This is a genomic window from Vicinamibacterales bacterium, assembly GCA_036504215.1.
GTDB lineage: Bacteria > Acidobacteriota > Vicinamibacteria > Vicinamibacterales > Fen-181 > FEN-299.
The window spans coordinates 31821-44071 of sequence record DASXVO010000035.1; the positions used below are offsets into that span (position 1 = coordinate 31821).

Annotated in this window: 11 protein-coding genes; 10 read left to right on the forward strand and 1 reads right to left on the reverse strand. The window is 67.4% G+C overall.

Features of this window, described 5'->3' with window-relative positions; all coding sequences use genetic code 11:
- Positions 1–16: 16 nt before the first annotated feature.
- From fabF to VGK32_08870, 9 genes are all read left to right on the forward strand, one after another.
- A complete protein-coding gene (gene fabF / locus VGK32_08830; protein HEY3381859.1) occupies positions 17–1258 on the forward strand; it encodes a beta-ketoacyl-ACP synthase II in 1242 nt (413 codons plus the stop codon).
- A gap of 106 nt (positions 1259–1364) precedes the next feature.
- Complete coding sequence (locus VGK32_08835) at positions 1365–2129, forward strand: electron transfer flavoprotein subunit beta/FixA family protein (protein ID HEY3381860.1); 765 nt, start codon at positions 1365–1367, stop codon at positions 2127–2129.
- Positions 2130–2156: 27 nt separating this feature from the next.
- Entirely contained in the window at positions 2157–3131 is a 975-nt protein-coding gene (locus VGK32_08840) for an electron transfer flavoprotein subunit alpha/FixB family protein (protein HEY3381861.1), read from the forward strand.
- Positions 3131–4993 (forward strand): (Fe-S)-binding protein, encoded by a 1863-nt coding sequence (locus tag VGK32_08845; GenBank protein HEY3381862.1) that lies wholly within the window; start codon positions 3131–3133, stop codon positions 4991–4993. Before VGK32_08840 ends, VGK32_08845 begins: the two co-directional genes overlap by 1 nt.
- A complete protein-coding gene (locus VGK32_08850) occupies positions 4990–5667 on the forward strand; it encodes a lysophospholipid acyltransferase family protein (GenBank protein ID HEY3381863.1) in 678 nt (225 codons plus the stop codon). The genes VGK32_08845 and VGK32_08850 overlap by 4 nt, the downstream gene beginning before the upstream one ends.
- A gap of 21 nt (positions 5668–5688) precedes the next feature.
- On the forward strand, positions 5689–6741 hold the full coding sequence (locus VGK32_08855; protein HEY3381864.1) for a histone deacetylase: 1053 nt from the start codon (positions 5689–5691) through the stop codon (positions 6739–6741).
- Between the two features lie 59 nt (positions 6742–6800).
- The gene (gene leuS, locus VGK32_08860; protein HEY3381865.1) at positions 6801–9392 is read left to right on the forward strand and encodes a leucine--tRNA ligase; all 2592 of its coding nucleotides are present in this window, start codon (positions 6801–6803) and stop codon (positions 9390–9392) included.
- A 40-nt stretch (positions 9393–9432) separates the two neighbouring features.
- Positions 9433–9984, forward strand: a complete 552-nt coding sequence (gene lptE, locus VGK32_08865; protein HEY3381866.1) for an LPS assembly lipoprotein LptE — start codon at positions 9433–9435, stop codon at positions 9982–9984.
- A gap of 4 nt (positions 9985–9988) precedes the next feature.
- A complete protein-coding gene (locus VGK32_08870) occupies positions 9989–10957 on the forward strand; it encodes a hypothetical protein (protein HEY3381867.1) in 969 nt (322 codons plus the stop codon).
- A 69-nt stretch (positions 10958–11026) separates the two neighbouring features.
- On the opposite strand, the gene rpsT is transcribed toward VGK32_08870, so the two are convergent.
- Entirely contained in the window at positions 11027–11296 is a 270-nt protein-coding gene (rpsT, locus tag VGK32_08875; GenBank protein HEY3381868.1) for a 30S ribosomal protein S20, read from the reverse strand.
- Positions 11297–11489: 193 nt separating this feature from the next.
- On the opposite strand from rpsT, the gene VGK32_08880 reads away from it, so the two are divergent.
- Positions 11490–12191, forward strand: a complete 702-nt coding sequence (locus tag VGK32_08880) for an HD domain-containing phosphohydrolase (protein HEY3381869.1) — start codon at positions 11490–11492, stop codon at positions 12189–12191.
- Positions 12192–12251 lie beyond the last annotated feature (60 nt).

Sequence of the window (12251 nt, forward strand, 5' to 3'; positions counted from 1 at the left end):
CTTCAACGGAGGGAGCTTGACCAGGCGAGTCGTCGTTACAGGTGTCGGCCTCCTGTCGCCGCTCGGCGTCGGAACCGACGCCAACTGGCAGGGCCTGCTCGCGGGCCGGAGCGGTGTCGCACGGATCACGCATTTCGATCCGGCGGATTTCGCCGCCCAGATCGCGGGTGAGGTGAAGGGATTCGATCCGCTGCAATTCGTGGACAAGAAAGACGTCAAGAAGATGGACGTCTTCATCCAGTACGCGATCGCAGCGTCACAGTTCGCGGTGGACGACGCGGCGTTGAAGGTCGGACCGGAGAACGCCGAGCGCGTGGGTGTCTTCATCGCGTCGGGTATCGGCGGATTCAGCACCATCGAGCGGGAACACGAGGCCCTCCTCAAGGGCGGGCCACGAAGGATCTCGCCGTTCTTCATCCCGGCATCCATCATCAACCTTGCCTCCGGCCAGGTGTCCATCCGGTTCGGGGCCAAGGGCCCGAACATGGCGACCTGCACCGCATGCTCGGCGTCGGCGCATGCGATCGGCGACGCGTGCGAGGTCATTCGGCGCGGCGATGCGGACGTGATGATCGCCGGTGGGTCCGAGGCGGCCATCACGCCGATGGGCGTCGGCGGATTCGCGGCGATGCGCGCGCTGTCCACGCGCAACGACGCGCCAGAGAAGGCGAGTCGGCCCTTCGATCTCAACCGTGACGGTTTCGTGATTGGAGAGGGCTCGGGCATGGTCGTGCTCGAGGAACTCGGCATCGCCCTGGCCCGCGGCGCCCGTATCTACGCCGAAATAGTGGGGTACGGGGCGTCTGCCGACGCGTTCCACATCACCGCGCCCGCTGAGGATGGCGATGGGGCCGTTCGATCGATGCAGGCGGCGCTGCGCAGCGGCGGCGTCGGACCGGAGGTCGTGTCGTACATCAACGCTCACGGCACCTCGACCCCGCTCAACGACCGGCTGGAGACAGCGGCCATCAAACGGTGCTTCGGCGAGCACGCCCCGAACGTGCCGATCTCATCCACCAAGTCGATGACCGGACACCTGCTCGGCGCTTCCGGTGGCCTCGAGGGCGGCATCACGGCGTTGGTCGTGTATCACCAGACGCTGCCGCCGACGATCAACCTCGACACGCCGGATCCCGACTGCGACCTCGACTACGTGCCGAACACGTGCCGGAACGCCCACGTCGAATTCGCGCTGTCGAACTCCTTCGGGTTTGGCGGCACCAACGCGTCGCTCCTGTTCAAGCGATTCGAGGCGTAGAGCGCGTTTCACAAGGTGGAAAAGGTGACACCTCCCTGTCTTGCTGAACGGTGCAAGACAGGGGAGTGCCACCTTTTCGCGTTGACCGCTAATCTAGAACCAACCTATGAAAATCGCCGTTTGCATCAAGCAGGTTCCCGCGCGTGACTCGCAGCCCCGTCTGAACGAGGCCCACACCTGGATCCGCGAAGACGGCGCGGCGTTCGAGATGAACGAGCCCGACGCGTACGCCCTCGAAGAAGCCCTGCGCCTCAAGGAGCGCCACGGCGGGGAAGTCGTGGTCTGCTCGGCGGGGCCGGGCCGCGTGAGCCAGGTCCTCCGCGAGGCGCTCGCCCGTGGCGCCGACCGCGCCATCCACGTCGAATCGGACGAGTTGGTGGCTGCCGACGCGTTCAACGTGGCAGGCACGCTCGCCGATGCGATGCGGTCCGAGTCGTTCGATCTGGTATTGACCGGCCTGCAGTCCGATGACCAGGGCTTCGCACAGACCGGGGTCGTACTGGCCGAACGCCTCGGCATGCCCCACGCCACGATCATCATGGAAGTCCAGGTCGAAGCCGCCGCGCTCCGCGTGAAACGCGAACTCGAGGGCGGCTGGTTCCAGTGGATGTCGATGCCGCTGCCGGCCGTGCTGACGATTCAGAGCGGGATCAACCAGCTCCGCTATGCAACGCTCAAGGGAATCATGGCGGCGAAGAAGAAGGAAATCCGCAAGGTCGCCGCCCCCGCCGTGCTGACGTCGCGGCAGCGCGTCGTGAACCTGTACGTGCCGCAGAAGACCAAGCAGGCGCAGGTGCTCGGCGGCACTCCCGCGGAAGCGGCGAAGGAACTCGTCAAACGGCTGCGCGACGAAGCGCGGGTCATCGAATAACCGACGGGCGATGTCACGAGAGCATCTATGATTCTGGTTGTTGTCGAGCAGCGTGAGGGAAAGCTGAACCGGGCGAGTTGGGAGGCGATCGCCGGCGGGCAGCAGCTGGCCGCGAAAGCCGGCGGCGAGAGCGTCAAGATCGCCGTGCTCGGGGGAGACGTCGGTCCCGTGGCAGCGGAAGTGGCCGGCGCCGCGGTGACCGAAGTCCTCACCGTGTCGAATGCGGCGCTCGAACCCTACACCGCCGACGGTTACGTGCAGGCGCTCGTGCAGGTGCTCGGACTACATTCCGCCTCCTTCGTCGTCTTCGCCCACACCTACCAGGCACGCGACTTCGTCCCGAAGCTCGCCGCCCGCCTCGAGCGCGCGCTGGTAGCCGATGTCGTGGGCCTGACCGAGGCCGAAGGCCGCCCCGCGTTCACCCGGCTGGTGTTCCAGGGGAAGATGGCGGCCGACGTCCTGCCGGAAGGCGACCGGCCGTACCTCATCACGCTCCAGTCCGGCGCCATCGCGGCGGACACGGTCAGGCGCGGCGCCACTCCGGCGCCGGTGACACCGGTGAACGTCGTGGTGGACGGCTCCGCGATCCGGCAGAGGCCAGAAGCGCCGTTCCGCGAGGCGAAGCAGGCCGTCGATCTCTCGCAGGCCGTGCGGATCGTGGCGGTGGGCCGCGGCATCAAGGCCCAGGACAAGCTGCCGCTGGCCGAGGAACTCGCGAAGCTGCTCGGAGCCGAGCTGGGCGCCTCCCGCCCGATTTGCGATTCCGGCTGGCTGCCGCTCGAGCGGCAGGTCGGGAGCTCGGGCCAGACCGTCGCCCCGAAACTGTACCTTGCGCTCGGCATCTCCGGTGCGATCCAGCACGCGGTCGGCATGAAGGGATCCAAGACGATCGTCGCCATCAACAAGGACGCCGATGCGCCGATCTTCGAGATCGCGGACTACGGGATCGTCGGTGACCTGTTCGAGGTCGTGCCGGCGCTCATCAAGGAGCTGAAGAGCTAGTGTTCTCCGCGTTGATCCTCGCCCTGCTCGTCGGGCTGTTCGGCGGGCTGTTCCTCGTACAGGTCGTCAGGCGCCTGCAGTTGATCCGTCGCGCCGGCGGGGTGCTGCGGACGGACGATGTCCCCGCACGGCTCTCGCGTGTGCTTCGCGAGGTCGTCTTCCAGACGAAAGTCATCGCCGAGAAGCCGGTCGTCGGCGTCGCGCACGCCCTGGTGTTCTGGGGCTTCGTCGCGTTTGCCGGCTACAGCGGTAGCCAGTTCCTGAAAGGCCTCGGCATCGTCGACATCACGAAGACACCGGCATTTCACGACTACGCGCTGGCGCTCGTGCCGTTCGCGATTGGTGTCCTCGGGGGAATCCTCCTGTTGCTCGTCCGGCGAGTGGTGGTCCGCCCCGAGGCGCTCGGACCGCTGTCCGGCGAGTCGGTCCTCATCGGATTGTTCATCGCGACGCTGATGATCACGTTCCTGCTGGACTTCCGGCTGACGGAAGGTCCGGCCGCCGCCGTGAACTGGTGGCTGCACGCGATCGTCATCCTCGTGTTCCTGGCCCTGATTCCCAACTCGAAGCACTTCCACCTGGTGCTCTCGCCCGCGACCATCTACTTCAAGGCGCCGATCCTGGGCGAGGTGCGCAACCTCGACTTCGAGAAAGAGGAAGTCGGGCTCGAGACGGTGAAGGATCTCGAGCGCAAGCAGGTGCTCGACGCGTTCACCTGCGTCGAGTGCGGCCGTTGCCAGATGAACTGCCCGGCGTACGCCACGGGCAAGGGGCTCAACCCGAAGAAACTGATCCTCCAGAACGAGGAGGCGCTGCTCACCGGGAAGTTGGACTCGAAGCTGGTGGACGTCTACGACCCGAGTGTGCTGTGGCAGTGCACGACGTGCGGGGCGTGCGAGAATCAGTGCCCGGTCGGCGTGGAGCACCTCCCGCTGATCATCGGGGCGCGGCGTGGCCTGGTGTCCAATGGAGAAGCTCCCGACGCGCTCGGCGCGATGTACAACCACCTCGAGCGCCGCGGGAACATCTGGGGCCTGACATCCGATCAGCGCCAGAAGTTCGTCGCGTCGGCGGATCTCGAGACGTTCGATCCGGCGAAGCACGAGTACCTGATGTGGCTCGGTTGCGCCGGCTCTTACGACGCCGATTTCCAGAGGGCCCTCCGGTCGCTGTTCGACATCCTGCGCGGCCGCGGCGTCACGTTCGGTGTGCTGTCCAAGGAACGATGCACGGGCGACCCGGCGAAACGCACCGGCAACGAGTACATGTTCCAGGAACTGGCGCGGGCGAACATCGAGGACTTCGAGGCCGCGGGCGTGAAGAAGATCCTCACGGCTTGCCCCCACTGCCTCAAGACCCTGGAACAGGACTACGGCCTGCTCGGCTTCCACGCCGAGGTGGTCCATTCGGCCGTTCTGGTGTCGAGGCTCACGGGCGATCTGCACCTGGCTGGAGCGGACGAGGTCACGCTCCACGACCCGTGCTATCTTGCGCGCTATGCCGGCCATACCGAAGAACCGCGTGAACTGCTCGCGCGGATGGGCGCCGTCGTCCGGGAGCCGGTGCGAAGCCGGGGGAATCCGTTCTGTTGCGGTGCGGGTGGCGGCCTGTTGTTCGAGGAGAAGGAAGAGGGCACCCGCATCAGCCAGGCGCGATTCGAGCAACTGCAGGCCACCGGAACGGACACGATCGTGACCGCGTGTCCGTTCTGCTCGATCATGCTGAAGAGCGCGCAGGCAAGCGCGAACGCAACGACCCGGGTCGTGGACCTCATGGCGTTCGTGGACGGCCAGATCAAGCGGGCCAGCGCCGGCACGCGCCCGCCGGAATACCCCACTACGCCCGAGCGACCAGCGCCGTGACCGAGCCCGACTGGCGCGCCTCGCGCGTCAAGCGCCTCGAAGCCGCGGCGATTGCCGCACTCGGTACCCCGATCATCGCGGCGCTCGCCCGCACCTGGCACTGGCAAGAGGACGGGACCGCGCACCTCGATGCGGTCCTGGCTTCCCGCCGGCAGCCCATCCTCGCGCTGTGGCACGGGCGCATCCTTCCCGCAACGGTCTACTTCCGCGACCGCGGTGTCGTGGCCATGACAAGCCAGAATTTCGACGGCGAGTGGATCGCCCGCATCATGCGCCGCTTCGGCTACGCCGCGGCCCGAGGCTCGACGTCGCGCGGGGCGCGACAGGCACTCCTGCAGTTGCGGCGCGACATGGCCGGCGGACGACCCGCCGCATTCACGGTCGATGGCCCGCGGGGGCCTGCACGGAAGGCGCAACCGGGTGCGGTCTTCCTGGCGAAGATTACGGGCAACCCGATCCTGCCATTTCACATCGAGGCGAGGCCTTGCTGGACGGCCCGGAGTTGGGACGCGACGCAGGTCCCGAAGCCCTGGAGCCGGGTGGCGATCGCGATGGGCGAGCCGTTGTGGGTGCCGGCGGATGCGGACGCCGCTCGCCTCGAGGGCCACCGCGTCGAGCTCGAACGCCGCCTGCAGGCCCTCGAGGCCCGCACGCTGGAGATGCTGGAAGGCTGAGTCGCCGAGAGCCGAGAGCCTATGATGCCCCTCGCCCTCGTGTGGTCCGATCGGTTCACCGACCACGTGCCGCCGCCAGGACACCCGGAACGTGTCGACCGGGCCGTCGTCATGCGTGAGGTCGCCGAGGCCTGGCGTGCGCAAGGCGGGAGCGTGCTGGCGCCGCGCGTGCCGACGCGCGCCGAACTCGAACGCGTCCACGCGGCCGGCTATGTCGACCGCCTGGCGTCGGCGGCAGGGCACCCTGCGGTGCTCGACCTCGATACCTACATGTCGCCTGGATCGTGGGAGGCCGCGCAACTCTCGGCTGGCGCGGCGCTGACCGCCGTCGAGCACGTGCTGGCGGAGCCGCGCGACGGGCTGCTCCGGGCGGCGCTGGCCCTGACGCGGCCGCCGGGGCATCACGCGCTTCGCGATCGGGCAATGGGCTTCTGCTTGATGAACAACGTCGCCATCGCGGTTGCGCATGCGCTCGCGTCCGGCGTGGAGCGTGTCGCGATCGTGGACTACGACGTCCACCACGGCAACGGGACGCAGTGGAACTTCTACGCCGATCCACGGGTGCTCGTCATTTCCACGCACCAGTATCCCTTCTACCCGATGACCGGTGCGGCCGGTGAGTGCGGTGTGGGCGACGGCGAAGGTTTCACCGTCAACATCCCGCTCGGCGCCGGTGCAACCGACGGCGACTATCTGCTGGTCATGCGCGGGGTCGTCGAGCCGGTCGTCGCGTCGTACCGACCCGAGTTGCTGATCCTGGACGTCGGCTTCGACGCACACGACCGCGACCCGCTCGGTCAGATGCACGTGACCACGGCCGGCTTCCGCGCGATTGCCGTCCATCTCCGGCGGGTTGCGGAGGCGGTGGCCGGCGGCCGGCTGGCGCTTGCCATCGAAGGCGGCTACAACCTCGAGGCGTTGCGGGAGGGCCTTCAGGCGACAATCGACGTTCTGGCGGCTGACGTCACGACACCGCTGGAGGCGATGCCGGTGGACGACCGGCCAACCGCCCTTGGCCTCGCCGCCCTCGACCTCGTGTGTGCCGCCCAGAAGGGCTATTGGCCTGCGCTATAATCAACGGATCTGGGGCACCCAGCCCTGCACGCTTTCTCTCTGGAATCAGGACGCCACCCGTGCGTGAGTACAAACCGCAGTCGCTCGACAAGAAATGGCAACAGCGTTGGGCTGAAACGCGGGCCTTCGAAGTCACCGAGGACCCTGCCCGGCCGAAGTTCTACTGCCTGGAGATGTTCGCCTATCCCTCCGGCCACGCGCACATGGGCCACGTGCGCAACTACACGATCGGCGACGTGATGGCGCGGACCAAGCGGATGCGGGGCTTCAACGTGCTGCATCCGTTCGGGTGGGACGCGTTCGGCCTGCCCGCCGAGAACGCGGCGATCAAGCAGGGAATCCACCCCGAGACCTCCACGCTCGCGAACATCGCCTACATGAAGGGGCAGTTGCAGCGGCTGGGAATCAGCTACGCCTGGGAACGCGAGGTGGCGACCTGCCTGCCCGAGTATTACAAGTGGAACCAGTGGCTGTTCCTCCGGATGCTCGAGCGCGACCTGGCCTATCGCAAGCGCTCGACGGTCAACTGGTGTCCGAGCTGCCAGACGGTGCTGGCCAACGAGCAGGTCGTCGATGGCGGCTGCTGGCGCTGCAGCTCGGTCGTCGAGACCCGCAACCTCGAGCAGTGGTTCCTGCGGATCACGCACTACGCTCAGGAACTGCTCGATGCGACCGATGGATTGAGCGGCTGGCCGGAGAAGGTGTTGACGATGCAGCGGAACTGGATCGGGCGGTCGGAAGGCGCCCGTGTCACGTTCCCGCTGTTGCCCCCGGGCGCGTCCACGCCATCGGCAGAGCGTCGTTCGGCCGAGGCGGCCGACATCGAGGTGTTCACGACGCGCATCGACACGATCTTCGGCGCGACCTTCGTGCTCCTGGCGCCGGAGCACGAGTTCATCGAGCGTTTTGCCGCCGAGTCGGGCTCGCCTGCGGCGTTCCGTGATCAGGTCCAACGATTCCACGCACAGGACCGCACGGCTCGCCTGACCGGGCAGATCGAAAAGGAAGGCTTCTTCACGGGCCGCTATGCGGTCAATCCGTTCACGGGGCAGGCCGTTCCACTGTGGGTGGCGAATTTCGTGCTCGGGGAATATGGAACGGGCGCCGTCATGGCTGTCCCGGCGCACGACCAGCGCGACTTCGAGTTCGCCCGCAAGTACGGGCTGCCGATCGTGGTCGTCATCCAGCCCGAGGCGACTGAGGCCGCAGCCGACCGGCTCTCGGCCGATCGGATGACCGAAGCCTACGTCGAGCCCGGTCGCCTCGTCGCCTCCGGCGCGTTCACGGGTTTGTGGTCGACCGACGCCATCGCGAAGATGACGGACGAGGCGGCCGCTCAGGGCATCGGCCAGAAGACGGTGCAGTTCCGCCTCAAGGACTGGGGCATCTCGCGCCAGCGGTATTGGGGAACCCCGATTCCGGTCGTCTACTGCGAGACGTGCGGCATCGTTGGCGTACCCGACGACCAGTTGCCGGTCAGGCTGCCGAAGATCGCGCAGTTCACCGGCAGGGGTGATTCGCCGCTGGCGCAGGTGCCGGAGTTCGTCAACGCCATCTGCCCCACGTGCGGCGGGCCGGCGCGCCGTGAAACGGACACGATGGACACGTTCGTCGACTCGTCCTGGTACTTCTACCGCTACTGTGATTCGCGGAACGAGACGCAGGCCTTCGCGCCCGACGCGGTGAAGTACTGGTGTCCGGTCGATTTCTACAGCGGCGGGGTCGAGCACGCGATTCTCCACCTGATCTACTCCCGGTTCTTCTGCCGGGTATTCCGCGATCTCGGGATGGTGCAGCACGACGAGCCGTTCACCCGCTTGCTGACGCAGGGCATGGTGCTCAAGGACGGAAGCGCAATGTCCAAGTCGAAGGGGAACGTCGTGGACCCCGACGATATGATCGAGAGATACGGCGCAGACGCGCTGCGCCTGTATGTGATGTTCGTGGCGCCGCCGGAGAACGAGGTGGACTGGGCGGATGCGGGCCTCGAGGGCAGCGCGAGGTTCCTGGCTCGTGTGTGGCGGCTGGTCGATCACTGGTGTGACGCGTTCGCGGGGCGGAGCATCCCGGCTCCCGAGGGCCTGGCGCTGACGGAGGCCGAGCAGGCGGTCCGTCGCGTCACCCATGACACGATCCGGCGCGTGACGACCGACCTCGACCCCCGCGTGCACCTCAATACCGTGGTCTCCGCGCTGATGGAGCTGGTGAACGAGATCTATGCGTTCTCGGAGGAACACACGCGGACCGGAGCGCCGGGCCGTCGTCCCCGCGGCGCCGAGGACGTCGCGCCGGACCGGCCGGAGACGCTGAGCGTCGTCCGCGAGTCGATTGACGCGCTCGTGCTGATGCTGTCGCCCTTCGCGCCGCACATGACCGAGGAGTTGTGGGAGATGCGCGGCCACCAGGACGGGCTCACGGCGGCCGCGTGGCCGACGTACGACCCGGTCGTGGCGCGATCGAGCGAGATCGTCGTCCCCGTGCAGGTGAACGGCAAGCTGCGGAGCCGCCTGACGGTGTCGCCCGACACAGCCGAGCAGACGCTGAAGGACCTCGCGCTGGCCGATGCCGCCGTCCGCACCCACACCGCCGGCAAAACGGTGAGGAAGGTCATCGTGGCCAAGGGCAAGCTCGTGAATATCGTGGCGAGTTAGGCGTCAGGGGGCAGTGGACCGAGGAAGCAGGGTGCCAGTCATGATCGGAGTTCGTGTGCCACGCACGTTGTTGGCGTCGTTCATCGCTCTTGCCGCGATCACGTCGGGGTCGTGCGGCTACGCGCTCGCGGGTCGCGGTTCGTACCTGCCCGCCACGATCAAGACGATCGGAATCCCGGATTTCGTCAATCGGACGCCGTACTTCGAGGTCGGGCAGACGCTGGCGCAGCGGGTCCGATCGGAGTTCATCGGACGCGGCAAGTACAGAGTGCTCCCGCAGCAGAACGGCACCGATGCCGTGCTGCGGGTGACGATCAACTCGATCGGCCTGGTCCCGGCAAGCTTCAACGAGAACCAGCAGGCGACGCGATACGTGATCACGGTGGCGGTCGGCATCGAGTTCGTCCAGGCGTCGGACAACAAGGTCCTCTGGCAGAACCCGAGCCAGCTGTTCCGCGAAGAGTATTCGCTGACGACCGGCAGCGGCGTCGTCGACGCAGCCGCCTTCTTCGGGCAGGCGTCGAATGCGGTCGATCGCATGGCCACTGACTTCGCGCGCTCCGTGGTGAGCGCGATCCTCGAGGCGTTCTAGTCCGATGCCGGGCCGCCTGTCGTCCGCCGCAGTCCGCAGCCACATCGCCACCGGCGCGCTGGAGCCGCTCTATCTCATCACGGGCGATGACGAGACGGAGATGAGCGGGCTCTCCGCCGCGTTCACCGAGTCGGTCGAGGAGGACCTCCGTCCGTTCAACGTTCAGCGGTTCTACGGGACCGACCAGGGCGTGACGATCGCCGCCGTGCTCGATGCCGCGAGCACGCTGCCGCTGCTGTCGCCCCGACGGGTCGTGCTGCTGCTGCAGGCCGACCGGGCGTTGGCACCGCGTCGGGGCAAGATCGCCGAGTCGGACGATGACGACGCGGAGGCCGGCGGTGGAGCGGAGGATGGCGTGCCGAAGGGCTCCGGCCAGCTGGCCCTGCTGAAGACCTACGCGAAGAGTCCCCACGCCCACGCCGTTGTCGTGCTGGTTGGCAGCGGCTTGCAGAAGGCGTTCGAACCGCTGGCCAAGCAGGCTGCCGTCGTCGTGTGCGAGGCCTCGGTCGACATCATCAGGACCCTGGAGATCGAGCACGGCGTTCGGATCGACCGCGAGGCGGCGGAATTGCTGCGCCAGCGAGCCGGCGCCGATTTGCCGCGTCTGCGCGCAGACGTGGAGCGCGTGCTGCTCTACGCCGCGGGCCGGAAGACGATCGGGCGCGACCAGGTGGTCGAGGTCGTCGGCCGCGCGTCAGCCGCGGGCGGCAAGAAGCTGTGGACCGAGGTTGCCAACCGGCACGCGGCGAATGCGCTCCGCGAACTCGAGCTGGAAATGGGGGAGGGGGCCGTGCCCTTCATGGTGCTGGGGCTGCTGCGATCGGTGGTCGAACGGACGGTGACGGCGCCGGATCTGCCGGCGGCGGTCGACGCCTTGATGCGAACGGATCTTGCCCTCAAGACGTCGGGCGGAGATCCGCGTGTCTTGCTCGAGCGGTTGATCGTGGAGCTGTGCGGAACGGGGCGGGAATAGAACCCGCAGGACGCCGGCGGCATTCTGCGCGACCGTGTCGAACGGGGGCCGCCGGATGGCGGCCGTCCCCTAGGCAGCCGGCGCCTTGTTGAGGCTCACCTGCAGCCGCGACTTGTAGCGCGCCGCCGCGTTGTCGTGGATGATGCCCTTGCTCGACATCTTATCGATGAGAGACACGGTGTCGGCGAACTGTCCCTTCGCCTTCTCGAACTCCTTGGCGCTCACGAGGGCCCGGATGGCCTTCAGCGCGGTGCGAAGCTCGGAACGGTACTCCCGGTTCTGCTCCCGACGATTGATGCTCTGACGGTGCGCCTTCAGCGCTGATGCGTGACTGGCCACGGTTGTCTTCCCCTGTGAACAACTGCCTGCCGGGTCGATCGGCCCGGCGCGAAACTCCTATCATAGCACAGGTTTCAGCCGCCTCGACCCTACTGAACCCCAGCCATTCTGCCGAGAACATGTCTTGGACGCGGGCGCGGCCGCCGTGTCCGCGCGTCGAGCAGCGGCCACCTCCAATGAAAGGCCCCAACTGGTGCAGACCCCGTTCGTTGGCAGTGTCGAGTCGATCGTGGGGGCGATGGAAGCCCGGCAGCCGACCGTGGCGTCGCACTGCCGTCGCGTATCCGCCTACGCCGTCCAGCTCGCGATCCAGTATGGGCTCTCCGAGGGCCTGGTAGAGACGCTCCGCGTGGGCGGCCTCATCCACGACATCGGCAAGTTGCTCATCCCCACTCCCATCCTGCTCAAGCCGGGTCGCCTGACCGAACGCCAGTGGACCACGCTCCAGCGGCATGTCGAACTCGGCGCGTCGATGGCCGAGCATCTCGGCTTCGACGCGGCGGTCACGCAAATCGTGCTGGGCCATCACGAGCGCATCGACGGCAGTGGGTATCCAGACGCGGTCACCGCCGAGTCCATCCCGTGGCTGGTCCGAATCGTCAGCGTCATGGATGCGTTCGATGCCCTGACCAGTCCGCGGACCTATCGGGAAGCCCTCTCCATCGACGCCGCCCGCATCCTGCTCGCGCGCGAGGCGGCGGTCCGCTACTGCCCGTGGGCCGTCAGCGGCCTCCTGTCGCTTCCTCGGGCCTTGCTCGAGGCCATCGCGCACGGTGAGGTCGGGGCCTACCAGCCAGAGGGTCGGCCGAGCGCCGACGCCCTGGCCGGCGCGACCACCCCCTGGGTGGCCGCGATGTTCACCGACCCCGAACACGCCGCCGCCTGCTGGGCGTAATCGCCGATTCCAGGAACACAGGACCCTCCGAGCGCACAGAGGAGGTCGAGCCAGCCCGGC

Coding starts and splice junctions, on each gene's coding strand:
- VGK32_08835 (HEY3381860.1), top strand. CDS start 1,365: ATGAAAATCGCCGTTTGCATCAAGCAGGTTCCCGCGCGTGACTCGCAG.
- VGK32_08840 (HEY3381861.1), top strand. CDS start 2,157: ATGATTCTGGTTGTTGTCGAGCAGCGTGAGGGAAAGCTGAACCGGGCG.
- VGK32_08855 (HEY3381864.1), top strand. CDS start 5,689: ATGATGCCCCTCGCCCTCGTGTGGTCCGATCGGTTCACCGACCACGTG.
- lptE (HEY3381866.1), top strand. CDS start 9,433: ATGATCGGAGTTCGTGTGCCACGCACGTTGTTGGCGTCGTTCATCGCT.
- VGK32_08870 (HEY3381867.1), top strand. CDS start 9,989: ATGCCGGGCCGCCTGTCGTCCGCCGCAGTCCGCAGCCACATCGCCACC.